This is a genomic window from Pseudomonas sp. Z4-7 (assembly GCF_051131965.1).
In the GTDB taxonomy this organism is placed as follows: Bacteria; Pseudomonadota; Gammaproteobacteria; order Pseudomonadales; family Pseudomonadaceae; genus Aquipseudomonas.
The window spans coordinates 5250039-5275809 of the sequence record NZ_CP071642.1; the positions used below are offsets into that span (position 1 = coordinate 5250039).

At 62.2% G+C, this 25771-nt stretch carries 24 protein-coding genes; 10 read left to right on the forward strand and 14 right to left on the reverse strand.

Annotated elements, in window-relative coordinates:
* Positions 1 to 72 precede the first annotated feature (72 nt).
* Complete coding sequence (locus J3P91_RS23580) at positions 73 to 1197, forward strand: methyltransferase (RefSeq protein ID WP_434571685.1); 1125 nt, start codon at positions 73 to 75, stop codon at positions 1195 to 1197.
* Between the two features lie 23 nt (positions 1198 to 1220).
* On the opposite strand, the gene J3P91_RS23585 is transcribed toward J3P91_RS23580, so the two are convergent.
* From J3P91_RS23585 to J3P91_RS23595, 3 genes are read right to left on the reverse strand one after another with little or no spacing between them, the layout of a single operon-like run.
* Complete coding sequence (locus J3P91_RS23585; protein WP_305498675.1) at positions 1221 to 1385, reverse strand: DUF2474 domain-containing protein; 165 nt, start codon at positions 1383 to 1385, stop codon at positions 1221 to 1223.
* 21 nt (positions 1386 to 1406) lie between these two features.
* A complete protein-coding gene (gene cydB, locus J3P91_RS23590; protein ID WP_434571683.1) occupies positions 1407 to 2414 on the reverse strand; it encodes a cytochrome d ubiquinol oxidase subunit II in 1008 nt (335 codons plus the stop codon).
* A gap of 3 nt (positions 2415 to 2417) precedes the next feature.
* On the reverse strand, positions 2418 to 3857 hold the full coding sequence (locus J3P91_RS23595; protein WP_434601886.1) for a cytochrome ubiquinol oxidase subunit I: 1440 nt from the start codon (positions 3855 to 3857) through the stop codon (positions 2418 to 2420).
* 498 nt (positions 3858 to 4355) lie between these two features.
* Here J3P91_RS23595 and J3P91_RS23600 point away from each other — a divergent pair, with 498 nt between their 5' ends.
* Positions 4356 to 5594: an MFS transporter gene (locus J3P91_RS23600; RefSeq protein WP_434571679.1), complete on the forward strand. Its 1239-nt coding sequence runs from the start codon at positions 4356 to 4358 to the stop codon at positions 5592 to 5594.
* Here the strand turns inward: J3P91_RS23600 and J3P91_RS23605 are convergent.
* The 5 genes from J3P91_RS23605 to J3P91_RS23625 all read right to left on the reverse strand — a co-directional run bounded on the left by J3P91_RS23605 (position 5591) and on the right by J3P91_RS23625 (position 10565).
* On the reverse strand, positions 5591 to 7792 hold the full coding sequence (locus tag J3P91_RS23605) for a xanthine dehydrogenase family protein molybdopterin-binding subunit (RefSeq protein WP_434601887.1): 2202 nt from the start codon (positions 7790 to 7792) through the stop codon (positions 5591 to 5593). The two genes, J3P91_RS23600 and J3P91_RS23605, sit on opposite strands and share 4 nt — an antisense overlap.
* Entirely contained in the window at positions 7789 to 8781 is a 993-nt protein-coding gene (locus J3P91_RS23610) for an FAD binding domain-containing protein (protein WP_434601888.1), read from the reverse strand. The genes J3P91_RS23605 and J3P91_RS23610 overlap by 4 nt, the downstream gene beginning before the upstream one ends.
* A complete protein-coding gene (locus J3P91_RS23615) occupies positions 8778 to 9302 on the reverse strand; it encodes a (2Fe-2S)-binding protein (protein ID WP_434571674.1) in 525 nt (174 codons plus the stop codon). Before J3P91_RS23615 ends, J3P91_RS23610 begins: the two co-directional genes overlap by 4 nt.
* A 178-nt stretch (positions 9303 to 9480) precedes the next feature.
* Entirely contained in the window at positions 9481 to 10047 is a 567-nt protein-coding gene (locus J3P91_RS23620) for a DJ-1 family glyoxalase III (protein WP_434601889.1), read from the reverse strand.
* Between the two features lie 80 nt (positions 10048 to 10127).
* Complete coding sequence (locus J3P91_RS23625; protein WP_434601890.1) at positions 10128 to 10565, reverse strand: DUF4879 domain-containing protein; 438 nt, start codon at positions 10563 to 10565, stop codon at positions 10128 to 10130.
* Between the two features lie 218 nt (positions 10566 to 10783).
* Between J3P91_RS23625 and J3P91_RS23630 the strand changes: the two genes are divergently transcribed.
* The 4 genes from J3P91_RS23630 (at position 10784) to J3P91_RS23645 (ending at position 14714) form a co-directional block, all read left to right on the forward strand.
* Positions 10784 to 12079, forward strand: coding sequence for an NCS2 family permease (locus J3P91_RS23630; protein ID WP_305498657.1), 1296 nt, complete (start codon positions 10784 to 10786; stop codon positions 12077 to 12079).
* Positions 12076 to 13155, forward strand: a complete 1080-nt coding sequence (gene trmA / locus J3P91_RS23635; protein WP_434601891.1) for a tRNA (uridine(54)-C5)-methyltransferase TrmA — start codon at positions 12076 to 12078, stop codon at positions 13153 to 13155. Before J3P91_RS23630 ends, trmA begins: the two co-directional genes overlap by 4 nt.
* 261 nt (positions 13156 to 13416) lie before the next feature.
* Positions 13417 to 13857, forward strand: a complete 441-nt coding sequence (aroQ, locus tag J3P91_RS23640; protein ID WP_305498655.1) for a type II 3-dehydroquinate dehydratase — start codon at positions 13417 to 13419, stop codon at positions 13855 to 13857.
* Between the two features lie 5 nt (positions 13858 to 13862).
* Complete coding sequence (locus J3P91_RS23645; protein ID WP_434601892.1) at positions 13863 to 14714, forward strand: shikimate dehydrogenase; 852 nt, start codon at positions 13863 to 13865, stop codon at positions 14712 to 14714.
* A 144-nt stretch (positions 14715 to 14858) separates the two neighbouring features.
* Here J3P91_RS23645 and J3P91_RS23650 read toward each other — a convergent pair whose 3' ends face one another.
* Together J3P91_RS23650 and quiC are read right to left on the reverse strand one after the other, a co-directional pair.
* A complete protein-coding gene (locus J3P91_RS23650) occupies positions 14859 to 15536 on the reverse strand; it encodes a TetR/AcrR family transcriptional regulator (protein ID WP_320389482.1) in 678 nt (225 codons plus the stop codon).
* A gap of 102 nt (positions 15537 to 15638) precedes the next feature.
* Positions 15639 to 17537, reverse strand: a complete 1899-nt coding sequence (quiC, locus tag J3P91_RS23655; protein WP_434601893.1) for a 3-dehydroshikimate dehydratase QuiC — start codon at positions 17535 to 17537, stop codon at positions 15639 to 15641.
* 271 nt (positions 17538 to 17808) lie between these two features.
* Between quiC and J3P91_RS23660 the strand changes: the two genes are divergently transcribed.
* Entirely contained in the window at positions 17809 to 19146 is a 1338-nt protein-coding gene (locus J3P91_RS23660; RefSeq protein WP_434601894.1) for an MFS transporter, read from the forward strand.
* Positions 19147 to 19341: 195 nt separating this feature from the next.
* Here the strand turns inward: J3P91_RS23660 and J3P91_RS23665 are convergent, their stop codons facing one another.
* Positions 19342 to 20220: a DMT family transporter gene (locus J3P91_RS23665; protein ID WP_434571664.1), complete on the reverse strand. Its 879-nt coding sequence runs from the start codon at positions 20218 to 20220 to the stop codon at positions 19342 to 19344.
* 248 nt (positions 20221 to 20468) lie between these two features.
* Here J3P91_RS23665 and ypfJ point away from each other — a divergent pair, with 248 nt between their 5' ends.
* Positions 20469 to 21356: a KPN_02809 family neutral zinc metallopeptidase gene (gene ypfJ / locus J3P91_RS23670; protein ID WP_434601895.1), complete on the forward strand. Its 888-nt coding sequence runs from the start codon at positions 20469 to 20471 to the stop codon at positions 21354 to 21356.
* A complete protein-coding gene (locus tag J3P91_RS23675; RefSeq protein WP_434601896.1) occupies positions 21357 to 22307 on the forward strand; it encodes an alpha/beta fold hydrolase in 951 nt (316 codons plus the stop codon).
* Between the two features lie 143 nt (positions 22308 to 22450).
* On the opposite strand, the gene J3P91_RS23680 is transcribed toward J3P91_RS23675, so the two are convergent.
* From J3P91_RS23680 to J3P91_RS23690, 3 genes are all read right to left on the reverse strand, one after another.
* Positions 22451 to 23044 (reverse strand): HAD family hydrolase, encoded by a 594-nt coding sequence (locus tag J3P91_RS23680; RefSeq protein WP_434601897.1) that lies wholly within the window; start codon positions 23042 to 23044, stop codon positions 22451 to 22453.
* Positions 23041 to 23910 carry an acyl-CoA thioesterase II gene (gene tesB, locus J3P91_RS23685; protein WP_072411434.1) on the reverse strand — a complete coding sequence of 290 codons (870 nt, stop codon included), beginning with the start codon at positions 23908 to 23910 and terminating at the stop codon, positions 23041 to 23043. The genes J3P91_RS23680 and tesB overlap by 4 nt, the downstream gene beginning before the upstream one ends.
* Before the next feature lie 104 nt (positions 23911 to 24014).
* Positions 24015 to 24584: a GNAT family N-acetyltransferase gene (locus J3P91_RS23690; RefSeq protein WP_434601898.1), complete on the reverse strand. Its 570-nt coding sequence runs from the start codon at positions 24582 to 24584 to the stop codon at positions 24015 to 24017.
* 72 nt (positions 24585 to 24656) lie between these two features.
* On the opposite strand from J3P91_RS23690, the gene J3P91_RS23695 reads away from it, so the two are divergent.
* The gene (locus J3P91_RS23695; RefSeq protein WP_434571656.1) at positions 24657 to 25577 is read left to right on the forward strand and encodes a histone deacetylase family protein; all 921 of its coding nucleotides are present in this window, start codon (positions 24657 to 24659) and stop codon (positions 25575 to 25577) included.
* Positions 25578 to 25771: the final 194 nt, after the last annotated feature.

Here is a 25771-nt window from a genome sequence, read left to right on the forward strand (position 1 = left end):
CATTCAGGCGGTCCCGTTGAGACACCTGCCCCCAGGCAGCGGGACATTCGTTGATTTGCCAGAGTCCCCGCCATGCCCTTGCTAGACAGTCCCTTCGCCCAACTCGACCTGATCCGCCAACCCGAACAGCAGAACGAACCGCTGCAGGCATTCGACGCAGCCGATGAATATCTGCTTGCGTACCTGGCCGAACAGCAGCCGGGAGCGGATACCCGGGTTCTGGTACTCAATGACGGCTTCGGGGCCCTGGCGGCGAGCTTGGCCGGCAAGGTCAAGGTCACCAGCAGCGGCGACTCGTTCCTTGCCCTACAGGCATTGGAGAAAAACCTGGCGCGCAACGGTTTGCCCTTCGATGCGGTACCGATCGTGCCCGCCAGCGAACCGCTGACAGGGCTGTTCGACCGTGTCCTGATCAAAGTACCCAAGGCCCTGGCCCTGCTGGAAGAGCAATTGATCCGGCTGCAAGAGCAACTGGCTCCAGGCGCTCAGGTCATAGCCGCCGCGATGGTCAAGCATCTGCCACGGGCCGCTGGCGATCTGCTGGAGCGCTATATCGGCCCGGTACAGGCCTCGTTGGCGGTGAAGAAGGCTCGCCTGTTGATTGCCACGCCACAAACCAGGACCACCACCGCCTCTCCCTACCCCACTCGCTATTGGCTGGATGAGCCGAAAATCGAGTTAATCAATCACGCCAACGTATTCTGTCGCGAAGGGCTGGATATCGGCACGCGCGCCTTTTTGCCACACCTGCCAAAGAACCTCGGCGCGGCGCGGGTGGCGGACCTGGGGTGTGGCAATGGCGTGCTGGCTATCGCCAGCGCCCTGCACAACCCGCAGGCCCAGTACACGTTGGTGGATGAGTCGTACATGGCGGTCCAATCAGCCGCTGAAAACTGGCGAGCGGCCCTGGGCGAGCGTGAGGTGACCCTGCGGGCCGGCGATGGACTCGCCGGACAAGCGCCGCAATCTTTGGATGTGGTGCTGTGCAACCCACCCTTCCATCAGCAGCAAGTGGTCGGCGATTTCCTCGCCTGGCGGATGTTCCAGCAAGCCCGCGAGGCGTTGGTGGTTGGCGGCGCGCTGTACATCGTCGGCAACCGGCACCTCGGCTACCACAGCAAGCTGGCTCGGCTGTTCCGGGGAGTCGAGCAGGTCGCCGCCACGCCAAAATTCGTGATTCTCAAGGCCCGCAAGTAGCCCTGGCATTCAGTGCGGTCCGCTCAATGAGTCGTCAGCCCGGCGGCGTTCATGAACATCCGCATCAGGCTGGCGACGATAAACAGCGCCAGCACACTCCCGGCCCAGATCATCACCAGCCAGCCGAGCCGCTGCCATAATGGTTTTTTCTCAGCGGCTTCGATGTCTTTCAAGTCAGGCTTGGCCATTCTCGGCACCTCGCAGGTCGGTCAATGGTAGCCATCGTCATGGGTGACCTTGCCGCGGAACACGTAGTAACTCCAGAAGGTGTACACCAGGATCAACGGAATGATGAACAGCGTGCCGACCAGCATGAAGCCCTGGCTCTGGGGCGGTGACGCGGCGTCCCAGATCGAAATGGATGGCGGCACGATGTTGGGCCACAAGCTGATGCCGAGGCCACTGTAGCCAAGAAAGATCAACACCAGCGTCAGGATGAACGGCGTGTAGTTGGCGTTGCGGGCCACGGCGCGGAACAAGCCGTACATGGTGACGAGCACCAGGATCGGCACCGGCAGGAACCAGAACAGGTTCGGCAGGGTGAACCAGCGTGCCGCGATGTCGGCGTGAGCCAGCGGCGTCCAGATGCTGACGATGCCGATCACGGCGAGCACCACGAATGCCAGTGGTCTGGCCAGGTCGTGCATCTGCTCTTGCAGCTTGCCTTCGGTTTTCATGATCAGCCAGGTACAGCCGAGCAAAGCGTAGGCGGCGATCAACGCCAGGCCGCAGAACACCGTAAACGGCGTGAACCAATCCAGGGAGCCGCCGGCAAACTGGCGATTGACCACCTCGAAACCGTCGATGAATGCCCCCAGCGCCACGCCCTGGAAAAAGGTCGCCGTCAGCGAACCACCGATGAACGCCTTGTCCCACAAATGCCGCTTCTCGGCCTTGGCCTTGAAGCGGAACTCGAATGCCACGCCCCGGAAGATCAGGCCGACAAGCATCAGGATCAACGGCAGGTACAGCGCCGAGAGCACCACCGAATAGGCCAGCGGAAACGCCCCGAACAGCCCGGCGCCGCCCAGCACCAGCCAGGTTTCGTTACCGTCCCAGACTGGCGCGACGGTATTCATCATCACGTCGCGGTCGCGTTCGCCCTTGACGAAGGGGAAAAGAATGCCGATCCCCAGGTCGAAGCCGTCCATGATCACGTACATCATGATGCCGAAGATGATGACCACGGCCCAGATCAGCGGAAGATCAATACCCATGACTCAATTCCCCTTGTGCGAGCTGTCGTTGTGGTCCACTTCGTCGTCGCCTTCGTTGGCGGCCGACAATGGACGGGCCGGGGTGCGTTTCTGGCCCGGACCGCCATCGCTCGGCTCGGCTTCGTGAGCCACTGGGCCCTTGCGCACCAGGCGCAGCATGTAGCTCAGGCCCGCACCGAACAGCGCGAAATACACCACCACGAACATGATCAGGGTAAAGCTCATTTGTGCAAAGCTGTGGCCAGAGGAGGCATCCGCCGTGCGCATCAGACCGTAGACCACCCAGGGTTGGCGGCCGATTTCAGTGGTGAACCAGCCCGCGAGAATCGCAATCAAGCCCGACGGTCCCATCCACAGCACCAGGTGCAAAAACGGCCGGGATTGGTAGAGCCGTTCACCACGCCGCAGCCAGAGGCTGCACAGGCCGGTGAAAATCATCAGCAGCCCCAGGCCCACCATGACCCGGAACGACCAGAACACGATGGTCGAATTCGGCCGGTCCTCCGGCGGAAACTCCTTCAGGGCCGGCACTTGATCGGTCAGCGAGTGCGTCAGGATCAGGCTGCCCAGGTAAGGGATCTCCACGGCAAATCTGGTTTCCTCGGCTTCCATGTCCGGCCAGCCGAACAGAATCAGGGGCGTGGGCTCGTCGCCGACGTTTTCCCAATGCCCCTCGATCGCGGCGATTTTTGCCGGCTGATGCTTGAGCGTGTTGAGCCCGTGGAAGTCGCCAATGACCGCTTGCACCGGTGCCACCAGCAGGGCCATCCACATCGCCATGGACAGCATCCGGCGAATGGCCGGATTGTCGCGACCACGGAGCAAATGCCAGGCTGCCGACGACCCGACGAAGAACGCCGTGGCAACAAATGCCGCAACCGACATGTGCAACAGGCGGTAAGGGAACGAGGGGTTGAACACCACCGCCAGCCAGTCCACCGGAATGACGCGGCCATCGATGATTTCGTAGCCCTGCGGAGTCTGCATCCAGCTGTTGGAGGAAAGAATCCAGAAAGTCGAGATCAGGGTGCCGATCGCCACCATGACCGTGGAGAAAAAATGCAGTCCCCTGCCGACGCGGTTCCAGCCGAACAACATTACCCCGAGGAAACCCGCCTCCAGGAAGAATGCCGTGAGCACCTCATAGGTCAGCAATGGCCCGGTGACCGCACCGGCGAAGTCCGAAAAGCGGCTCCAGTTGGTGCCGAACTGATAGGCCATGACCAGCCCGGACACCACGCCCATGCCGAAGTTGACGGCAAATATCTTCGACCAGAAGTGGTACAGGTCGCGGTAGGTGTCGTCACGCGTCTTCAGCCACAGCCCTTCGAGCACCGCCAGGTAACTCGCCAGGCCAATGGTGATGGCCGGGAACAGGATGTGGAACGAGATGGTGAATGCGAACTGGATTCGGGCGAGATCGAGCGCCTCCAAACCGAACATAAGTCTTCCTCTGTCAGGTAAAACCGGCTGCGGGCGGGGCTTGCATCACAGCTCCCTGGGGATATGGAGTGCGATGTTTTTCAAATCGTTCTTTTTTAGAACCGTCACAACGCAGGATTCTGGCCGGGTGGCCCCAGCGCAACGCCTTGGCAGGCATTGATCTGGATCAAGCAATGCTCAAAGAGTAGACCCATATTTGCCGATGGACGGCGTGGTCTTTTGTCGCGTGGCAGGTTGTCTCAGTGCTGTCATCCTGTTCCAAGTCTGGATTTCCCGAACCTGCACGGCCCCCGTGGCGAGGGAGCTTGCTCCCGCTCGGTTGCGTAGCGACCGTCAAAATCGAGGGCCGCTGCGCAGCCCAGCGGGAGCAAGCCCCCTCGCCACAATAGCCCGCATCAATTTTGAATTGATGTCTGGCTAACTATTTTTCCAGCCGCCGCAACTTCCAGTTACATGTCGGTGATAATCTCGCTCTTCACGTCACCGGACCCGTCATAGATGCCCAGCCAAGCGCCCTTGCTGCTCCGTCACCACCGACCTTTCATCGCCTTCTGGCTGGCCCGGATCTTTACGGCGAGCGGCTTCCAGATGCTCACCGTGGCCATTGGCTGGAACCTCTATCAACTGACCGGCAACGTCTTGGACCTGGGTCTCGTAGGGCTGGTCGAGTTCGCACCGCGGGTGCTGTTCATGCTGCACACCGGGCATGTCGCCGATCGGTATGACCGGCGCAAGGTCGCGGCCATCTGCCAATCCTTGCAGGCGGCGATTGCCGCGGCGCTGGTGATCGGCAGCGCCACCGATAATGTTACGCGCGAGATGATCTTCATCCTGGCGTTCCTGCTGGGCGCGGCCCGATCCTTCGAAATGCCGACGACCCAGGCGCTGCTGCCGAGCATCGTGCCTTCCGCGCTGTTTCCCCGCGCCGTGGCCGCTGCGCAGTCGGCACAGCAATCGGCGACCATCGTCGCACCCGCGCTGGGCGGTTTGCTGTACGCCTTCGGCAGCGTCTGGGTCTACGGACCGACCGTGCTGCTCTACCTCATCGCCTGCGGCCTGATGCTCAACCTGCCCGCGCGGCAGACGCCGTTGAACAAAGGCAAGGCGACCCTGGATTCGCTGCTGGCGGGCATCCGCTTCATCCGCAGCCGGCAGGATATTCTCGGGGCGATTTCCCTGGACCTGTTCGCGGTATTGCTGGGGGGCGCGACGGCGTTGCTGCCGGTATTCGCCAAGGACATCCTGCTCACCGGCCCCTGGGGCCTGGGCCTGTTGCGCTCGGCACCGGCGGTGGGCGCCTTGCTGATGTCGTTGTGGCTGGCGCGATTTGCCGTCGAGCGCAAGGTCGGCCGGGTGATGTTCACGGCGGTGGGCGTGTTCGGCGTCGCCACGATTGCCTTCGGCCTCTCCACTTCGTTCTGGTTTTCCTTGGCGGTGCTAGTGGTGCTGGGCGCGGCGGACATGATCAGCATGGTCATCCGCGCCTCTTTCGTGCAATTGGAAACGCCGGATGAAATGCGTGGCCGGGTCAGCGCCGTGAACGGCCTGTTCATCGGCGCCTCGAACCAGTTGGGTGAATTCGAGTCCGGCCTGACCGCCCACTGGTTCGGCACGGTGCCGGCGGTGGTCATGGGCGGCGTCGGCACGCTGCTGGTGACCGGGGCCTGGATCAAACTGTTCCCGACCCTGGCCAACCGCGACCGCATGCACGAACCGGTGGACGAAGCAAAAGCCTAGAGCAACTTATCCACCGTGATCGGGAAATTCCGGACCCGTTTGCCCGTGGCATGGTAGATCGCATTCGCCACCGCCGCGGCCACGCCGACAATGCCGATTTCACCGACGCCCTTGGACCCGAGGGCGTTGACGATGTCGTCCTGTTCATCGACAAACACCACGTCGATGTCGCCAATGTCGGCGTTAACGGGCACGTGGTATTCGGCCAGATTGTGGTTCATGTGACGGCCCAGGGCGTGATCGGTCAGGGTCTCTTCGTGCAAGGCCATGCCAACGCCCCAGACCACGCCACCGAGAATCTGGCTGCGGGCGGTTTTCGGGTTGATTACCCGCCCGGCCGCGATGGCGCTGACCACGCGGTTGACCTTCACCGTGCCCAGGTCTTCGTCGACCAGCACCTCGACGAACACCGCCGAGTGCGTAGCAGTGGCATAGGCCTGGCGTTTCTCATCCGGCTGGGCCGTGACTTGTGCCTGCAACGGCGTCTCGCCGCTGTTCCGAGCGAGCTGCGCCAGGGTGACACTGGCCTCCCCCATGCGCAGTTCACCGTCGACAAACGTGACTTGCTCAAGGGTTGCGCCGCTGAAGGCCGGACAAGTTTGCCGAGCCACGGCGAGCAGTTTTTCCCGCAGCGCCTCACAGGCTTGCTGCACTGCGGTGCCGACTGACGAGACGGTAAACGAACCGCCCTGCAGCGGTGCGGTCGGCAGCGACGAATCGCCAAGCACAAAGGTGACATTCTCCAAGGAAACGCCTGACGTCTCGGCAGCAATCTGGGTCATGACGGTATAGGTGCCGGTGCCGATGTCAGTGGTCGCGCTGCTGACGGTCAGCTTGCCGTTGGGATCCAGCGACGCTCGGGCGCTGGCCTTCTGCTGCATGGCCTCCCAGACACCGCCGGCCATGCCCCAACCTACCAGTTGCCGCCCTGCGCGCATGCTGCGCGGCTCCGGATTGCGCTTGCTCCAACCGAAACGGTCGGCTCCCTGGGCGTAACATTCGCGCAACTCCTTGCTCGAATACGGCTTGCCTTCGTTCTCGTTACGTTCGGCATAGTTGATCAAGCGCAGCTGGACCGGGTCGATGGCCAGGGCGCAGGCCAACTCGTCCATGGCGCACTCCAGACCGATCAGTCCAAGGGCGGCGCCGGGGGCACGCATGTCCAGCGGCGTGTAGACGTCCAGGGGCACCAGCTTGTAGCTCAATTCGACGTTATCGCAGTGATAGAGCATGCCGCTCCACTCCACCACATGCTCGGTGAAGTCCTCGAAGCGCGACGTCTGGCCTACGGCGCTATGGGCCACCGCGAGCAAACGTCCGTTGGCCGCAGCTCCCAGTTGCACGCGCTGGAAGGTCCGGGGCCGGTAGCCGAAGGTAAACATTTGCTGACGGGTCAGGCTGACCCGCACCGAGCGCTTGAGCGTCAGCGCGGCCATTACCGCCAACGGCAACTGGTACTGCGGGCGCAGCCCGGAACCGAAAGCGCCGCCAACGTAGGCGGCAAACACCCGCACCTGTTCTTTTTCCAGCCCGAACACCTCTTGCACGTAGGCCTGGCAATTCTGAGTGCCCTGGGTTTTGTCGTGAATGTGCAAGCTGCCGTCGGGTTGGTACAGAACGGTCGAAGCGTGGGGCTCCATCGGGTTGTGATGTTCGATCGGCGTGCTGTAGGACACATCAACGCTGAGTGCCGAGCTGGCGTACTCCCCCTGAAAATTTCCGCGGGGCTTGGGCAATTCGGCCGGTGCCGGATGCGCTTCGTTTTGCAAGATCGTCAGATCGGTCTGATGGTCCTGAGTCTCGTAGTCGATCTCAACGAGCGAGCCGGCATAACGCGCCAACTCGAGATTTTCCGCAACCACCAGGGCGAGCGGCTGGCCGCTGTAGAGGACCTGGTCGTTGAACAACGGCCGGAACGGCGAACCCTCCGCGGCATCGGCATCCTGGTAGGGCTCGTCGTAACTGGCGATCTTCGGGCGGTTGGTATGGTCGATCACCGCGACGACGCCCGGCAGCGCCAAGGCTCGGGAAGCATCGATGCGCACGACCCGGCCACGGGCAATACCGCTGGAGACGACGCTGCCGTGCAGCAGGCCATCTTCGGGGTACTCCCCGGCGTATCGGGCCCGACCGGTGACCTTGAGCAGGCCATCGGTCCGGTCAAGCGGCTTGCCTATGGTTTTGCTCAATGCATTCATCGGGTGGTTCCCCCCACCAGCGCGGCATCGCTCAAGGCGCGGATAATTGCCCGGCGTGCCAGTTTGACTTTGAAGCCGTTGTGCTCCAGCGGCTCGGCGTTCTGCATTAACGCATCGGCAGCCGCCGTAAAGGTTTCGCGACTGACGGGTTGGCCGACCAGCCAGTTTTCCACGGCCTTGTCGCGCCACGGTTTGTGGGCTACACCGCCGAGGGCCAGCCGAGCCTGGCGAATCACCGGCCCATCAAGCTCCAGCGCCGCCGCCACCGAAACCAGCGCAAAGGCGTAGGAGGCCCGGTCACGGATCTTCAGGTAGTGGCTATGTTCAGCAAAACCCGCTGGGGGCAACTCGATGTAGGTGATCAGCTCGTCATCGGCCAATTGGTTGTCCCGATCCGGTGCGTCACCGGGCAGACGGTGAAAATCAGCGAATTCGATGGTCCGCGCGCCGCCCCGTCCCAGCACATGAACAACCGCCTCAAGCGCCGCCAGGGCCACGCACATGTCCGACGGATGAGTCGCCACACACTGATCACTGGCGCCGAAAATCGCGTGGATCCGGTTCAGGCCGCTTCGGGCCGGGCAACCGCTGCCTGGGCGCCGCTTGTTGCAGGGCACGGAGGCGTCATAAAAGTAATAGCAGCGCGTGCGTTGCAGCAGGTTGCCGCCGGTGCTGGCCATATTGCGCAACTGCGGCGAGGCACCCGCCAGGATGGCTTGGGCGAGCAGCGGATAGCGCCGTTGAATCCACGGATGCCAGGCCAGATCGGCATTACTCACCAATGCGCCAATCATCACCCCGCCCGACGGGGTCTCGCTGAGGTCCGTCAAAGGCAGTCCGGTGATATCGATCAAGTGCTGGGGGCGGCTGAGATTTTCCTTCATCAGGTCCAGCAGGTTGGTGCCGCCAGCGATGAAGCGCGAGTTCGCACTGGACAATTCGACGGCCGCCTGCACGGTGTCGGGCTTGCTGTAGCTGAAGGGATTCATCGCTCGCCCTCCGTTGGCTGGCATAGCGGAAGCGCTTCCTCGATGGCGTCGCGAATATTGTTGTAGGCGCCGCATCGGCAGAGGTTGCCGCTCATCAGTTCGCTGATTTCGGCGCTGGTCTGCGCCCGGCCCTCGTTGGCCAGCCCTACCGCCGAACAGATCTGCCCCGGCGTGCAGTAGCCGCACTGGAACGCGTCATGCTTGATGAACGCCCGCTGCATGGGGTGCAGCTCATCGCCATTGGCCAAGCCCTCGACGGTGGTCAACTCGGCGCCGTCGCACATCACCGCCAGGGTCAGGCAGGCGTTGATACGCTTGCCATCACGCAACACCGTGCAGGCGCCGCATTGGCCGTGATCGCAGCCTTTTTTGCTGCCTACCAGGTCCAGTTGCTCGCGCAGCAGGTCCAGCAGCGTGGTCCAGGGCAGCACCTGCAGCTCACGCACGGCGCCATTGAGTGTCAGACGTATCGGATGACGGACGAAGGACGCCTGCGTCGCTTCGGACAAGGTCGCGCTCATGGAACACCTCACGGTTGGTCGTACTCGCGGCGTTTTAGGAAACCGCCGTCATAAGGGGTACGACTTCGAGGTGGGGTGAGCGTTCAAGGCAATTGGGCGACGAAACGCCAGCGGCCGCTGCGCAGCCGAGCGGGAGCAAGCTCCCTCGCCACAGGGCTACTCTCGATTAAAGGAAAGATCAGGCCAGCAACTCCGCCGCCACCACGCCTCTCACACCCTTGCCGGCGAGTTGCTCCACCAGCGTCAGGGCAAATATCAGGGCGGCGGCCGAGCCTTGGGCGGTGATGCAGTTGCCATCCACCACCACCGGCTGGTCGACGAAGCTGCATCCGGACAGCTGCTGGCTCACGGCGGGCAGGCACGTCATGCGGCGCTGGCGTAGCACGCCGAACGCCTGGAGTACCAGCGCTGGCGCTTCGGCGATGGCGGCAAAAAATCGCCCGGCGGCAGCCTGGTCCCTGACCAACTGCTGCAACGGCTGGTGGGCGGCCAGATGCTGCGCGCCAATGATGCCGCCCGGCAGGACGATCAGGTCGAAATCCTGGACCAGCATGTCCACCAGCATGCCGTCGGCGGTCAGGCGCGTGCCGCGTGCACAGGTGAGCATGCGTCGGCCCTCGATACTCGCCACCACCACTTCGAGCTGCGCACGACGCAACACATCGATCAGCGTCACCGTCTGCAAATCGTCGACGCCTTCAGCCACGGCAATCAGGGCTCGGGGGATCTTGGTTCCAGGAATCATGGGCGCTCTCCGCTGGGTGATTCCCTCAAGACTAGCCAGCTTTGCCGGGCCGTGTCAGGTGAAGGTCGCCCGTGACGTGGTCATTTGATGTAGAGCTCGGTCGCCATCCGGTTCCCCGGCGCGTTGATCGACACATTACTGAAGCTGAAAGTGCCTTCCTGCTTGCCCTTCAGATCGAAGATGTACAGGTAACCGACCACCTTGGTGCTTGTCGAACAGTCGTTGAGATTGCCATTGCTGAACGCACACACCGGCGAGCGGGTGCCGTCGACTTCGAAGCCGTCCAGCGTGACATGAGGCTGGCGGCCATAACCGACCTCCAGCACGTAGACCTTGATATTCGGCCCGCTATGATCGCAACGGGTCTGCGTCTGCCCCGCCGCGACATCCTCGAAACCACAGGTCGGCGATTCGACCTTGAGCACCTTGACCTCGCTCAGCGGCGGCGCGGAGGCGGCGTGCGCCGCCGGTTCGAGCAGCGCCAGGTTCAACGCGCAGGTCCATGCGAATTTTTTCATGCGATACATACCGACCTCCCCGGAATCGCGCGCAGTATGGCCCAACTTTTGCGTCTGCACACTTTGCGACGCACACCGAGGATCGCAGCCTCATCGCCGCGCTGCTATGATGCGCGGCTTTTTCCGACCCGCAGAAAATCCCGGGCGCCCCTGGCGCAGTGTGCTTTGCTGTTGAGGTCGATACATTCACGGCGCCGCGCGCGCCACGGGGAGCAGACATGCTGGAAAGGCTGTTTCAACTCAAGGCACACAACACCAACGTGCGGACCGAGATCCTGGCGGGCGTCACGACCTTCCTGGCCATGGCCTACATTCTGTTCGTCAACCCGAGCATTCTCGGCGAAACCGGCATGGACAAGGGCGCCGTCTTCGTCGCCACCTGCCTGGCGGCGGCCATCGGTTCGACGGTCATGGGCCTGATCGCCAACTACCCGATCGCCCTCGCACCGGGCATGGGCCTGAACGCCTTCTTCACCTATACCGTGGTCTTGCACATGGGCCACACCTGGCAAGTGGCGCTGGGTGCGGTATTCGTTTCAGCCGTATTGTTTTTCCTGCTGTCGATCTTTCGTATTCGCGAATGGATCATCAACAGCATCCCGCTGCCACTGCGCTCGGCCATCGCCGCCGGTATCGGCCTGTTCCTGGCGCTGATCGCCTTGAATAACGCTGGCATCGTGGTGAAAAACCCGGCGACCATGGTCGGTCTGGGCGACCTGAAACAACCGGCGCCGATCCTGGCGACCCTGGGCTTCGTCCTGATCGTCGCCCTCGAAGCACTGAAAGTGCGCGGCGCCGTGCTGATCGGCATCCTGGCGGTCACCGTCGTCTCGATCGTGATGGGCTTCACGCCGTTTGGCGGGATCATTTCCGCGCCGCCCTCCCTGGCCCCGACGTTTTTGCAGCTGGACATCAAGGGCGCCCTGGACATCGGCCTGGTGAGCGTGATCTTCGCCTTCCTCTTCGTCGACCTGTTCGACAACTCCGGCACCTTGATCGGCGTCGCCAAGCGCGCCGGGCTGATGGGCAAGGACGGCCACATGCCGAAGATGGGCCGCGCGCTGATCGCCGACAGCACGGCCGCCATGGCTGGTTCGCTGCTGGGCACCTCGACGACCACCAGCTACATCGAGTCGGCGGCAGGCGTCAGCGCTGGCGGACGCACCGGCCTGACCGCCATCGTCGTGGCGATCCTGTTCCTGCTGGCGCTGTTCTTCTCGCCGCTGGCCGCCAGCGTCCCGGCCTTCGCCACCGCGCCGGCCCTGTTGTTTGTAGCCGTGTTGATGACCTCCGGCCTGGCCGAGATCGACTGGGACGACATCACCGTCGCCGCCCCGGTGGTGATCACGGCGCTGGCAATGCCGTTCACCTACTCCATCGCCAATGGCATCGCCTTCGGCTTCATCGCCTGGACCGCCATCAAACTGGTGTCGGGCCGTGGCCGTGAGCTGAACCCGGCGCTGGTCATCCTGTCGATCCTGTTCGTTATCAAGTTGGGTTGGTTCAACGCATGACTTTTGATTCCCAGGCCTACGCCGCCCAGTTGCAGGACAAGGTCACGCGCTTGCGTGACTTGCTGGCTCCGTTCAATGCACCCGAGCCCGAGGTATTCGACTCGCCCTTGCAGAACTTCCGCCTGCGCGCCGAATTCCGCCTGTGGCGCGAAGCTGGCGAACGCCACTATGCGATGTTCTCCCAGGACGACAAGCGCACGCCGATTCTGATCGAGGAGTTCCCCATCGCCAGCCTGCGCATCAACCAATTGATGCCGCAGCTCAAGGCCGCCTGGCAGGCCAGTGCGCCCTTGAGCCACAAGCTGTTCCAGGTGGAGTTCCTGACCACCCTGGCCGGCGACGCGATGATCACCCTGTGTTATCACCGCCCGCTGGATGAACACTGGCACGCCGCGGCGTCGCAACTCGCGACCGACCTTGGCGTCAGTATCATCGGGCGCTCCAAAGGCAAACGGGAAGTGATCGGCCACGATTACGTGGTGGAAAAACTTGAGGTGGGCGGCCGTGCCTTCAGCTATCGCCAGCCCGAAGGCGCCTTCACCCAGCCCAACGGCACGGTAAACCAGAAGATGCTTAACTGGGCTTATGAAGCCTTGGGCGATCGCAGCGACGATCTGCTGGAGCTTTACTGCGGCAACGGCAACTTCACGTTGCCCCTGGCCACCCGCGTACGCAAAGTGCTCGCCACTGAAATCAGCAAGACATCGGTCAGCGCCGCGCTGAGCAACCTCAGCGAAAACGCTGTGGATAACGTCACGTTGGTACGGCTTTCCGCCGAGGAACTGACCGAAGCCTTGAACGAAGTCCGCCCATTCCGCCGCTTGCAGGGTATCGACCTGAAAAGCTACGAATTCGGCAGCGTCTTCGTCGACCCACCTCGCGCCGGCATGGACCCGGACACCTGCGAACTGACCCGACGCTTCGACAACATCCTCTACATCTCCTGCAACCCGGAAACCCTCGCCGCGAACATCGCGCAGTTGAGCGACACCCACCGCATCACGCGCTGCGCGTTGTTCGATCAGTTTCCGTGGACTCATCACATGGAATCCGGGGTGTTGTTGACTCGGCGTTGACCTACGCAAACCGTCGTGGCGAGGGAGCTTGCTCCCGCTCGGTTGCACAGCAACTGCAAAAACCTGGGGCTGCTGCGCAGCCCAGCGGGAGCAAGCTCCCTCGCCACAACTGCCCTCTCCTTATAACGGCAATGTTCGATCATCGAACAGTTATTGCCCGATGACCGCTGCTTTATTTGACCAAATTAACCATCTAGTACAATTTATCCCCACAGGCTGAACTACAGCCCACACCAACAATAAAAATGTGGAGAAATTGCGATGCCTCCGATCGTTCTGGTGCTCAACGGCCCGAACCTGAACCTGCTCGGCACACGCGAGCCGGCCACCTATGGCCACGAAACCCTGGCTGATATTTCCGCGCTGTGCGGCCGTGCCGCCGAGGAGTTCGGCCTGGCCGTGGAGTTCCGCCAGACCAACCAGGAAGGCGAATTGCTTGACTGGATCCACGGCGCCCGTGGCCGGTGTGCCGGGATCATCATCAACCCGGCGGCCTGGACCCACACTTCGGTTGCGATCCGCGACGCGCTGGTGGCCAGTGAAGTCCCGGTGATCGAAGTCCACCTGTCCAACGTCCACGCCCGCGAAACCTTTCGTCACCACTCCTTTGTCTCGTCAGTCGCCATCGGCGTGATGTGCGGGTTCGGCAGCCATGGTTATCGCCTGGCCCTGGAACATTTCAGTCAGCGGTTGAAGGGTTGATGAATATGTCCAACGTCACTGTACTGGCCGGCCTGATCGGCGCGGGCATCCAGGCCTCTCGCACGCCGGCGCTCCACGAACACGAAGGCGATGCCCAAGGCATGCGTTACCTGTATCGGCTGATTGATCTCGATGCGCTGAAACTCGACAGCGACGCCCTGGCCGATTTGCTGGTGGCTGCCGAACGCATGAGTTTTACCGGGCTGAATATCACGTTTCCCTGTAAACAGGCGATCATCCCGCTGCTGGACGAGTTGTCGCCCGAAGCGCGTGGCATCGGTGCGGTAAATACCGTGGTGCTCAAGAACGGCAAACGCATCGGCCACAACACCGACTGCCTCGGCTTCGCCGAGGGCTTTCGGCGTGGCCTGGGCGATGTTACCCGTCGCCATGTCGTCCAGATGGGCGCAGGGGGTGCCGGGGCCGCCGTTGCCCACGCGCTACTCGCCGAAGGCGTGGAGACGCTGAGCATCTTTGATGTCGAGACCAGCCGTGCCGAGGCGCTGGCGAATAACCTGAACCAACAGTTCGGCACCGGCCGTGCTCGCGCCGGGCATGACCTGCCCACCGCCATGGCCGAGGCCGACGGGCTGGTGAACACCACGCCCATGGGCATGGCGAAACTGCCGGGCATGCCAGTACCGGTGGAGCTGTTGCGAGGCGATCTGTGGGTCGCGGAAATCGTCTATTTCCCGTTGGAAACCGAACTGCTGCGCAACGCCCGCGCCCTCGGCTGCCGCACGCTGGATGGCGGCACCATGGCGGTGTTCCAGGCGGTGAAGGCGTTCGAACTGTTCAGCGGCGTGGCGCCCGATGCGGGGCGGATGCTGGCGCATTTTCAGCGCATGGATCACTGAAGCCTGATCACAATCCCTGCTTACCTTGTGGGAGCGAGCTTGCTCGCGATGGCGGTGTTCCAGTCACCACTGGTGCTGGCTGATCGGCCGCTATCGCGAGCAAGCTCGCTCCCACACAGGCTAGCTTCCACATAAGGTTCGGTGTCAGGCCTGCAAGTACCGCAACACCGATTCACAGACCATCTGCCGATGGCGCTGCTTGACCGCTTCGTCCGACAGATCGATCTGAAAGATCTCACCGAACGTCTGGCGGTTGGACACCCGGTAGAAGCAGAACGAACTGATCAGCAGGTGCACATCCAGCGGCTCGAGGCCGGCGCGGAATACGCCCTCCTCGGCGCCTCGGCGCAATATCACACCGAGGGAATCGAGGATGGTGTTGGTCATCGCCTTGATCGCGCCAGACTGCTTCACGTATTCGGCGTTGTGGATGTTCTCGATGCAGACGATACGCACGAAGTCCACATTGCGGTCATGGTGGTCGAAAGTGAATTCCACCAGGCGCCGGATTGCGTCGACCGGCGCCAGCTCCGCCAGGTGCAGGCGGCTTTCGGTAGTGCGGATATCGCCGTAGAGTTTTTCCAGCACCTCGACGTACAGCTGCTCCTTGCTGCCGAAGTAGTAATAGATCATCCGCTTGGAGGTGTGGATGCGCTCGGCGATGGCGTCGACCCGCGCGCCGGCCAGGCCCTGCTGGACGAACTCGACGATGGCTTCCTGAAGAATATTTTCCCGGGTCTTTTCCGGGTTGTTCTTGCGACTCTTGCGCGGCGCGGCGACAGGTTCGTCGAGGGCTGCGGAAAGCTCTGGATTCATAGTCATTACGGGCTCACGGCCATCACTGCACAGGTTCGCGATTATGGGCCGCACCGCACAGTGAAGGAAGCCACGGCGTTGCCCTTTACCGCCGCGCTTACGATTTCCCTACAACTTGGCGTGCCGCAAGCCGCCGCTGCGGGACTTGGCCATGGCCGCCAGCCGCACCGCGACGTTGGCCGCGCCGTAGCCGGCATAACCGTTCTTGCGCTGGATGATTTCGAAGAAAAACCGCCCTTCGAACGGTTCGGTATAGACGTGAAACAACTCGCCGCCTTGGGCGTCACGGTCGTACAACACGTTGAAATAGGCCAGCTCGCTGAGAAACTCATCGTCGAAATCGAAACGTGCCGCCAGGTCATCGTAGTAATTGAGCGGAATGTCCAGCAACGGCACCCCGGCCTCCTTCGCACGGCTGACCTGGGCGAAGATAGCGTCGCAGTCAAAGGCGATATGGTGCACGCCGGAACCGCGATAACTCGACAGCGCGTGTGAGATCGCGGTGTTGCGGTTCTCGGAAATGTTCAGCGGCAAACGAATCGAACTGCAACGGCTGCGCAACGCACGGCTTTTCACCAGGCCATAGGGGTCGGGCAACACCACTTCATCGTCAGCTTCGAAATCCAGCAGGCTCTTGTAGAACAGCACCCAACTGTCGAGGCTGTCGGCCGGCAGCGCCATCGCCATGTGGTCGATGCGCTTGAGCCCGGCGCCGATGACCGCACCGGGCTGCAAGTTGAAATCGGTGCCATAGACATCGGCGTCCTGGTCCACCAAGTAGATCAGGCTGCCATCCGGCGCTCGCACCGCCGCCAGCTCCAGCTCGTTGGGCCCGACCAGGCCACGATAAGGCTGGCCCTTGTAGGCCACCGCCCGCTTGAGAGCGCTGGCGCTGTCCTTGACCCGCACGGCGGTGGCGCACAACGATGGACCGTGGGCTTCAAAAAAGCTGTGGGCGAAGGAATACGGCTCGCAATTGAGGATCAGGTTGATATCGCCCTGGCGCAACAGGCTGACGTTCTTGGAGCGATGCTGGCCGGCCTTGACGAACCCCAGCCGCTCCAGCCAGTGGGAAAGCTTGGCGCCGAGGTTGTCATCCACGGCGAACTCCAGGAATTCAACGCCGTTGTATTCGCTGGCCGGCGCTGTCGCGAAGAGGATATCGCTGTTCTGGGCAGGCGCTTGCGCGGCCAGGCGCTCACGGGTTTTCTCTTCCAGGTACAGCAGCGAACGCAAACCGTCGGCGGCGTTGGCCCTGGGCGGCGCGGCGCGAAACCCGTCGTTGAAGATCTCCAGCGACAGCGGCCCGGTGTAGCCGCTCTGGATGATCGGCGCGAGGAAACCCGGCAGGTCGAATTCGCCCTGGCCCGGGAAACAGCGGAAATGCCGGCTCCACTCCAGGACGTCCATCGCCAGGATCGGTGCGTCGGCCATCTGCACGAAAAAAATCTTCTCCCCGGGAATCTCGGCGATGGCGCTCGGGTCGCCCTTGAGGGACAAGGTGTGGAAGCTGTCGAGCAGCACGCCCAGGCTGGGGTGATCGGCCTGGCGCACGATGTTCCAGACCTGTTGATAAGTATTCACGTGGCGGCCCCAGGCCAACGCTTCATAGCCGATGCGCAGGCCCCGCGCACCGGCACGCTCGGCCAGCAGCCTGAGGTCATCAATCAGGACCTGCTCGTCGCCGACACTGTCGGCCGAGGCATTGCTGCACACCAGCACCAGATCAGTGCCCAGCTCCTGCATCAGGTCGAATTTGCGCTCGGCGCGGTCAAGGTTGCGTGCCAGACGATCCCGGCGGCAGCCTTCGAAATCCCGAAATGGCTGGAACAAGGTGATGGCGATACCCAGGTCGGCGCACATCTGCCTGATTTCCCGAGGGCTGCCGTCGTAATACAGGAGGTCGTTCTCGAAAATTTCCACGCCGTCGAAACCAGCGGCGGCAATCGCTTCGAGTTTTTCCGGCAGGGTACCGCTCAAGGAAACAGTGGCAATGGAACGCTGCATGACTTCGGCTCCCGGGACAGGCATCGGCTACACAAGGTGCGCCGCTTTTTGAAAGAGTCAGCCGATTATTGAGCGGTCGGTTTTTTTGGGCAATTTAATATGTACCATCCGGTTAGTTTTTTGGGCGATTATCGAACACAATGCCCGATCAGCGAATTGACGATTTTTTGTCCACTGCGCACCATCGACCCCACATTGACGCCGGGTTGCGGCGCGAGCCTCAATGCAGACCCAGACCACACCATAAGAATTTCAAGAACGGGTGCACCTTATGATTCCTTCCCAGAGTTCCCGCCTGGCCCCCGGCCTGAGTGCCGCCCAAGACGGCATCGGCGACAAGATCCGTGGCGCCATGGCCGTGGGCAAGACCCGTTGGGGCATGCTTGCCCTGGTGTTTTTCGCCACCACCCTGAACTACATAGACCGCGCCGCCCTGGGGGTCATGCAGCCGATCCTGGCCAAGGAGATGAGCTGGACGGCGATGGACTACGCCAATATCAACTTCTGGTTCCAGGTCGGTTATGCGGTCGGCTTCCTGCTGCAAGGTCGCCTGATCGACCGGATCGGCGTCAAGCGTGTGTTCTTCTGCGCCGTGCTGCTCTGGAGCCTGGCAACCGGCGCCCATGGCCTGGCCACTTCGGCGGTGGGCTTCATGGTCTGCCGCTTCATCCTCGGCCTGACCGAAGCCGCCAATTACCCGGCCTGCGTCAAGACCACGCGGCTGTGGTTCCCGGCCGGCGAACGGGCCGTGGCCACCGGCATCTTCAATGCCGGCACCAACGTTGGCGCGATGTTCACGCCGATGCTGCTGCCGCTGGTCCTGCACGTGTGGGGCTGGCAGGCCGCGTTCCTGTGCATGGCCGCGCTGGGCGGGATTTGGTTGCTGTTCTGGGGCCTGAAATATTTCAACCCGGAAGATCACCCCAGCGTCAAACAGTCGGAACTGGACTACATCCAGGCCCAGGAAGAACCGGACCAGGTCCGCGTACCGTTCTCCCGTATCCTGCGCATGCGCGGCACCTGGGCCTTCGCCCTGGCCTACTCGATTACCGCGCCGGTGTTCTGGTTCTACCTCTACTGGCTGCCGCCGTTTCTCAACCAGCAATACAACCTGGGCATCAACGTGACCCAGATGGGCATCCCGCTGATCATCATCTACTTGACCGCCGACTTCGGCAGCGTCGGCGGCGGGATCCTGTCCTCGTTCCTGATCGGTCGCGGGGTCAACCCGATCAAGGCGCGACTGGTCTCCATGCTGCTGTTCGCCTGCTGCATCGTTGGGGTGATCATGGCCGCCGGCTCCAGCAGCCTGTGGGTGGCGGTGTTTGCCATTTCCCTGGCCATCGGCGCGCACCAGGCCTGGACGGCAAATATCTGGAGCCTGGTGATGGATTACACGCCCAAGCACATGATGAGCACGGTGTTCGGCTTCGGCGGCATGTGCGCCGCCGTCGGCGGGATGTTCATGACCCAGTTGGTGGGGCACATCCTGACCGTCACCAATAACAACTACACGGTGCTGTTCACCCTGATTCCGGCGATGTATTTCATTGCGCTGATCTGGATGTACTTCATGGCGCCGCGCAAGGTTCCGACCCTGGAAAACTGACCGTGAACTAACGGACAGCGATTTACCCGTGGCGAGGGAGCTTGCTCCCGCTCGATTGCGCAGCAATCGCAAAAAAGCGAGGGCCGCTTCGCAGCCCGGCGGGAGCAAGCTCCCTCGCCACGAGAGGCCTGTGTAACCAGAGGAAGGGTTGTGCTGGCCACCAGGATTCAAGCCATCAAGGGTGTGTACAGCCCGTCACTTGCGTCGCTGCTGCCACGCCGCTGCCAATCCACTCAAGCAGATCAGGACGATACCCACCACCGTGGTCAGCGTCGGCGTATGGCTGAACAACAGCCAGCCGAGCAGCCCCGCGAAGATAATCTGGCAATACCCGAATGGCGCCAGCAACGCCGGGGCGGCGAAGCGGAAGGCCTGGGTCAGCATCAGGTGCGCGGTCATCCCGCAGGCACCCAATGCGAGCATCATCAAGCCGTGGGTCACGCTGGGCACTTGCCAGAAGAACGGCACCAGCGCGCTCATCACCAGGGTATTGCACAGTCCTGCAAAAAAGTTGCTGGTGGTCGGGCTGTCGATCTCACTGAGCTTGCGCGTGAGCAATTGGTAGAAGCAGAAAAACAGCGCCGAACAGAACGGCAACAGCACCGCCGGCGTGAACAGATCACCACCCGGATGGACAATGATCAGCACGCCGATGAAACCGAAGATCACCGCGATCCACTGACCGCGCGTCACGTGTTCGCCCAGCAACGGCACTGACAGCGCGGTGACCAGCACGGGGGCGAGGAAGTTGACCGCGGTCGCCTCGGCCAAGGGGATGTACATCAGCGCCGTGGTGAAAAACAGACTGGTGCCCAACAGGCACAACGCCCGGGCCAGTTGCCACAACGGACGCTTGGTCCGCAGCACCCGCAGCCCAGAGCGCGGCAGGAAAATGCCCGCCATCAACAACGTGTGCACCACGTAACGGGCCCAGACCACCATGATGATCGGATAAAAACCCGAGAGATATTTGGACAACGCGTCGTGACTGGAGAACAGGAACGTTGCGACCAGAATAAGCACGATGCCCTTGAAAGCCTGGTTGACGCCGGAGAGCGGAGTGCTGACGGTCATGAGGGAAACCTGCGTTGCTTGATGAAAGGCCGTGATCCTTGATGCACTTGTTGGGCCAGCGAGGATTCCGATAGTTCTGATCCGAAGTGTAATGAAAATTCCGCCCTCGGGCAGGACCGGCGCACCGATGAACCAAAATCCCTGTCAGTTGCCTGAAAGCTCAAGCATGCGCGCACCTTGCGCTCCTGAAAGCTAGACTCTTCGCCACAGCAGCCATTTTTCGCACGGTCATTCAGAGGATTTCCCCCATGTTATGGAAAAAAGGTCGCCGCAGTGACAACGTGGTGGACGCCCGCGGTGACGGTGGGGGCGGCGGCGGGATGCGTTTTGGTGGCGGCAAGGGCTTGAGCCTGACGGCCATTATCCTGATCGTCGGCATCGGCTGGATCACCGGCCAGGACCCCATGCAGATTCTCGGGCAACTGACCGGGCAGATGGACCAGGCTTCCGCGCCCGCTCCTTCGCAAACGCGCCAGGCGCCACCGGCCAACGACGAACAGGCTGAATTCGTGCGCTCCATCCTGGGCGATACCGAAGACACCTGGAGCCAGGTTTTCCAACAGGCCGGGCGCCAGTACCAGCAACCGAAGCTGGTGCTGTTCAGCGGTCGGGTCAACTCGGCGTGCGGCCTGGCTTCCTCGGCGACCGGCCCCTTCTACTGTCCGGCGGACCGGCAGGTTTACCTGGACATGAGTTTCTTCAAGGAAATGTCCCAGCGTTTTTCGGCCGCCGGGGATTTCGCCCAGGCTTACGTCATCGCTCATGAGGTGGGCCACCACGTGCAGACGCTGCTCGGCGTGTCGGCGAAAATCCAGGAAGCGCGCCAGCAAGGCCGGCAAATGGAAGGCGACGGTGGTTTGCTGGTGCGCCAAGAGTTGCAGGCCGATTGCCTGGCGGGCGTCTGGGCCAACCACGCACAAAAGCGCCTGAACTGGCTTGAACCGGGGGATATCGAAGAGGCCTTGACCGCCGCGAATGCCATTGGCGACGATCGTCTTCAGCAACAAGGCCAGGGCCGCGTGGTGCCAGACTCGTTTACTCACGGCACTTCGGCACAACGGGTGCGCTGGTTCAAGACCGGTTTTTCTCAAGGCCAGGTCAGCCAGTGCGACACCTTCGCGGCGAAAACCCTGTAGATGAAGTGGCGGGCATTGATCGGGCTGGTGCTGTGCTGCGCCGTAGCCCAGGCCGAGGAACACGGCGTCAAGGTGATCGCCGAGGGACGCTTGCAGATCAGGGGCGGCGCCATGGCCGTCGGTGTCAGCCCGCCACCGGCCTCGATCGAGCGGGTGCTGATCATCCTCCATGGTCGGCTGCGCAATGCCGATACTTACTTGCACAGCGCTGAAAAAGCCGCGGCACAGGCCAGTCAGTCGGCGACGACGACGTTGATCATTGCCCCACAATTTCTCAACGAACATGACGTAGCGCGCCATCAGTTGCCTGCTGAAATCCTGCGCTGGCAGGGCAACGACTGGATGGCGGGCGGCCTGTCCACGGGGCCGAAACCGCTCAGTTCATTCCAGGTGCTGGACGACATCGTTGCGCGGGTCAGCGACCGCCAGCAGTTTCCCGCAGTGAAAGACATCGTCATCGCCGGCCACTCCGGCGGCGCCCAAGTGGTGCAGCGCTATGCCCTGCTTGCCCATGGCACTTATCGCATCAGCCCACGGTTCGTGATCGCCAACCCTTCGTCCTATGCCTACCTGGACGCACAGCGGCCCATGGCGTTCGACCCGGTCAGTTGCCCAGGCTTCAATCGCTGGAAATACGGCCTGGAAAACCTGCCCGCCTACGCTACCGTGCAAACGCCCGCCCAGCTCGAGGATCGCTACATCAAGCGCGACATCGTCTATCTGCTTGGGCAACAGGACATCGACCCGGAACATCCGGCGCTGGATAAAGGTTGTGAAGCGCAGACACAAGGGGCGTATCGGCTGCTACGGGGGCATTTCTTTTTTGACTACCTGACCCGACGCCACCCGCAAGGGTTGAACCAGCGACTGATCGAAGTGCCCGGGGTTGGACATGATGGGGATGGGATGTTCAATTCGCCGGAGGGGTTGAAGGTGCTGTTTGGGCAGTGAGCGTTGTGGTGACTTTCAGGGCCTCATCGCGAGCAAGCTCGCTCCCACAGGGGATTCCTGTGGATCACAAAATCCATGTTCGCCGTAGTTCCACTGTGGGAGCGAGCTTGCTCGCGATGGCGGTCGATCAGTCAACCAACCTCTCAAACCGAAAGCATCCGCCGCAACTCGGCGCAATCACGCGCATGCCAGTCCGTCAGCTCAGGCCAGGGATTGTCCGGCAGATTCACCAGCACCGTCCGCGCCCCAGCCGCGCGGCCGCAGTCGAGGTCAAAGCGGTAGTCGCCCACCATCACCATGGTCTCGGGCGCCACGTCCCAGGCCTCGGCCAGTTTCAACAGGCCACCGGGATGAGGTTTGGGCGGCGCTTCATCACGACCGAGAACGTCTCCCACGGCAAAACAATCGGCCAGGCCGATCACCTCAAGCGTCACGTGGGCGAGCTCGCGTGCGTTGCGCGTCAGGATGCCCAGGCGATAACCACGCCCGGCCAACTCGCGGACCAGCTCCACCGCCCCCGGCGCGGGCCTGGAGCCCAGCGCCAGGTCCCGCTCGTGTTCCAGCAACCAGGCATGTTTGGCCGCGGCTTCTTCAGCGGGCAATCCCGCCAGATGCGTGAGGATGTCGTCTTCAGGCGGAATCGCCAGGGCCACGCGGATCGCGGCGAAATCATGCACGGCGATGGTCAGCGTGCCGTCCATGTCGAACACCCAGTGCCGCACATCGGCCAGGCTCATGCCCAGTCCTTGCGATGGCGGATCAGGCCTTCCTGGGTCACCGAGGCCACCAGCTGCCCGGCGCGATTGAACACACTGCCACGGGAGAAGCCACGGGAATTGCCGGCCCAGGGGCTGTCCATGGCATAGAGCAACCAGTCATCGGCACGCAGGTCAGCGTGGAACCACAGCGCGTGGTCGAGGCTGGCGACCTGCATGTCCTTGTGCCAGACCGATTTGCCATGAGGCAGCAACGAGGTAGTCAGCAGGCCGAAATCCGACGCATAGGCCAGCAGGTATTTATGCAGGGCCGGGGAGTCAGCCAAGGCGCCATCGGCACGAAACCACACGTACTTGACCGGATCGGCCGGTTGCGGGTTGTACGGGTCCTTTTCGGTGACCGGGCGCACCTCGATCGGCTTGGGGCACAGCAGTTTTTCACGCATGTGTTCAGGCAACAGGTGCGCGCGCTGCTGGGTCAGTTCCAGTTCCGACGGCAGGTTCTCCGGCCCGACGACCTGCGGCATGGTGCTCTGGTGCTCGAAGCCCTGCTCGTCGTACTGGAACGACGCGCTGCAGGTGAAGATCGGGTTGCCCTTCTGGATCGCCGTGACCCGTCGGGTGCTGAAGCTGCCGCCATCACGCACGCGATCTACCTGGTAGACCACCGGCAACGCCGCATCGCCCGGACGCAGGAAGTAGCCATGCATCGAATGCACATGGCGCGCCTCTTCCACGGTCTGGCTGGCCGCCGACAGCGACTGGCCCAGCACTTGGCCGCCGAACAGCTGGCGAAAGCCCAGGTCCTGGCTGCGACCGCGAAACAGGTTCTCTTCGATCGGTTCCAGGGTCAGCAGGTCGACCAGATCTTCCAACACGTGGCTCATTCAGATTTTCCTCACACAGCACAAAACCGCGCAGGCTGTGCTGCGGCGGCGGATCGATAATTGGCCCGGGCCATTTTGGCGGGCATTGTAAACGTCCGTGTCGGTTAACCGTGAAGGGTCTGCAACCATTGCTCACGATTGATGCGATAGAGCACATGGTGACGCAATGGATGACCGACCGCGAGCTTTGGGTGTTCGAAATCATCGTCCGGATCGTGCTGCATGCCGATGGCCTGCATGACCTTCTGCGAAGGCAAGTTATCCACAGCGGTAAAAGCCACCACTTCATCCAGGCCCAGGCGGTCGAAAGCGCAACGCAACGCGGTCCATGCGGCTTCGCTGGCATACCCCAGCCCCCAGTGTTCGCGCGCCAGGCGCCAGCCGATTTCCACCGCCGGGGTGAAATGCGCATCGAACCCGACCACGCCCAGCCCGGTAAAACCGATGAAGGCACCGGTGTCCTTGCGCTCCAATGCCCACAAACCAAAACCATGCTCGGCAAAATGCCCGCGCACCCGGCCGATCAACGCAGCGCTTTCCAGGCGACTCAGGGGGGCCGGAAAATAACGCATCACTTGCGGATCGGCACACATCGCCGCAAACGCCGGCAGGTCTTCATCGCGCCACTGCCGCAGAATCAGCCGTGCGCTTTCCACTTCCAGTATCGGCTCCATCTTCACTCCCTTTCCATGCCCAGAGTCTACATCGCTGGTAGGATCCGTCACTCACCCGCCACTGAAAACACCATGCCGCTACCGCTGATCTACCACGAAGACTACAGCCCCGAATTCCCTGCGGAGCACCGTTTCCCCATGGACAAGTTCCGCCTGCTGCGCGATCACCTGGTGGACAGCGGCCTGGCCCGGGACGCGGACCTGCTGCGTCCGGCCCTATGCCCGCCGGACATCCTTGCCTTGGCCCACGATCGCGCCTATATCGAACGCTACATGGGCGGCGAGTTGTCCCGCGAAGACCAACGGCGCCTCGGCCTGCCCTGGAGCGAAGCCTTGGCTCGCCGAACGGTACGCGCCGTCGGCGGATCACTGCTGGCCGCCGAGCAGGCCCTCGAACACGGACTGGCCTGTCATCTGGCCGGCGGTACGCACCACGCCCACTACGACCACCCGGCCGGATTTTGCATCTTCAATGACCTGGCGGTGATCAGCCGCTATTTCCTCGCCAGCGGTCAGGTCTCGCGAGTGCTGATTTTCGACTGCGACGTGCACCAGGGCGACGGTACGGCTCGAATACTCCATGACACTCCCGACGCCGTGACAGTTTCCTTGCACTGCGAAAAGAATTTTCCTGCACGCAAGGCGCAAAGCGACTGGGATATTCCCCTGCCGATGGGCATGGAGGACGCCGCCTACCTGAAAGTCGTCGATGACGCGCTCAATTACCTGCTGCCGCTCTATCAGCCCGATCTGGTGCTCTATGACGCCGGCGTCGATGTACACAAGGACGATGCCCTCGGTTACCTGAAGCTGACCGACGAAGGCCTCGCCGCCCGGGACGAGAGCGTCATGCGCCATTGCCTGGGCCGGGACATTCCGGTGGTCGGCGTGATCGGCGGTGGCTACAGCAAGGACCGCAAGGCCCTGGCCCGCCGGCACGGAATCCTGCACCACAGCGCACAGAAGGTCTGGACGTCATCAGGTTGTCACTGAAGTCTGCGCGTTACCCACAATGCCTGTGGAGCGGCCTGTGGATAACCTGAGCGAAAGGGCCTGCAACCTATGCCCTCTATAGCTCGCAAGAGCTTGGCTGTTTTTTGATCACTCTTATTGAAAAACACCACCTACCCTTGTGGGAGCGAGCTTGCTCGCGATGGCGGTGTTTCAGAGGCGTTGATGTAACTGGT

What these genes read in the sequence shown, in the direction of transcription:
- J3P91_RS23580 (WP_434571685.1), top strand. Translation starts at nt 73, where the DNA reads ATGCCCTTGCTAGACAGTCCCTTCGCCCAACTCGACCTGATCCGCCAA.
- J3P91_RS23585 (WP_305498675.1), bottom strand. Translation starts at nt 1,385, where the DNA reads ATGGCCAAGCCTGACTTGAAAGACATCGAAGCCGCTGAGAAAAAACCA.
- cydB (WP_434571683.1), bottom strand. Translation starts at nt 2,414, where the DNA reads ATGGGTATTGATCTTCCGCTGATCTGGGCCGTGGTCATCATCTTCGGC.
- J3P91_RS23595 (WP_434601886.1), bottom strand. Translation starts at nt 3,857, where the DNA reads ATGTTCGGTTTGGAGGCGCTCGATCTCGCCCGAATCCAGTTCGCATTC.
- J3P91_RS23600 (WP_434571679.1), top strand. Translation starts at nt 4,356, where the DNA reads ATGCCCAGCCAAGCGCCCTTGCTGCTCCGTCACCACCGACCTTTCATC.
- J3P91_RS23605 (WP_434601887.1), bottom strand. Translation starts at nt 7,792, where the DNA reads ATGAATGCATTGAGCAAAACCATAGGCAAGCCGCTTGACCGGACCGAT.
- J3P91_RS23610 (WP_434601888.1), bottom strand. Translation starts at nt 8,781, where the DNA reads ATGAATCCCTTCAGCTACAGCAAGCCCGACACCGTGCAGGCGGCCGTC.
- J3P91_RS23615 (WP_434571674.1), bottom strand. Translation starts at nt 9,302, where the DNA reads ATGAGCGCGACCTTGTCCGAAGCGACGCAGGCGTCCTTCGTCCGTCAT.
- J3P91_RS23620 (WP_434601889.1), bottom strand. Translation starts at nt 10,047, where the DNA reads ATGATTCCTGGAACCAAGATCCCCCGAGCCCTGATTGCCGTGGCTGAA.
- J3P91_RS23625 (WP_434601890.1), bottom strand. Translation starts at nt 10,565, where the DNA reads ATGAAAAAATTCGCATGGACCTGCGCGTTGAACCTGGCGCTGCTCGAA.
- J3P91_RS23630 (WP_305498657.1), top strand. Translation starts at nt 10,784, where the DNA reads ATGCTGGAAAGGCTGTTTCAACTCAAGGCACACAACACCAACGTGCGG.
- trmA (WP_434601891.1), top strand. Translation starts at nt 12,076, where the DNA reads ATGACTTTTGATTCCCAGGCCTACGCCGCCCAGTTGCAGGACAAGGTC.
- aroQ (WP_305498655.1), top strand. Translation starts at nt 13,417, where the DNA reads ATGCCTCCGATCGTTCTGGTGCTCAACGGCCCGAACCTGAACCTGCTC.
- J3P91_RS23645 (WP_434601892.1), top strand. Translation starts at nt 13,863, where the DNA reads ATGTCCAACGTCACTGTACTGGCCGGCCTGATCGGCGCGGGCATCCAG.
- J3P91_RS23650 (WP_320389482.1), bottom strand. Translation starts at nt 15,536, where the DNA reads ATGACTATGAATCCAGAGCTTTCCGCAGCCCTCGACGAACCTGTCGCC.
- quiC (WP_434601893.1), bottom strand. Translation starts at nt 17,537, where the DNA reads ATGCAGCGTTCCATTGCCACTGTTTCCTTGAGCGGTACCCTGCCGGAA.
- J3P91_RS23660 (WP_434601894.1), top strand. Translation starts at nt 17,809, where the DNA reads ATGATTCCTTCCCAGAGTTCCCGCCTGGCCCCCGGCCTGAGTGCCGCC.
- J3P91_RS23665 (WP_434571664.1), bottom strand. Translation starts at nt 20,220, where the DNA reads ATGACCGTCAGCACTCCGCTCTCCGGCGTCAACCAGGCTTTCAAGGGC.
- ypfJ (WP_434601895.1), top strand. Translation starts at nt 20,469, where the DNA reads ATGTTATGGAAAAAAGGTCGCCGCAGTGACAACGTGGTGGACGCCCGC.
- J3P91_RS23675 (WP_434601896.1), top strand. Translation starts at nt 21,357, where the DNA reads ATGAAGTGGCGGGCATTGATCGGGCTGGTGCTGTGCTGCGCCGTAGCC.
- J3P91_RS23680 (WP_434601897.1), bottom strand. Translation starts at nt 23,044, where the DNA reads ATGAGCCTGGCCGATGTGCGGCACTGGGTGTTCGACATGGACGGCACG.
- tesB (WP_072411434.1), bottom strand. Translation starts at nt 23,910, where the DNA reads ATGAGCCACGTGTTGGAAGATCTGGTCGACCTGCTGACCCTGGAACCG.
- J3P91_RS23690 (WP_434601898.1), bottom strand. Translation starts at nt 24,584, where the DNA reads ATGGAGCCGATACTGGAAGTGGAAAGCGCACGGCTGATTCTGCGGCAG.
- J3P91_RS23695 (WP_434571656.1), top strand. Translation starts at nt 24,657, where the DNA reads ATGCCGCTACCGCTGATCTACCACGAAGACTACAGCCCCGAATTCCCT.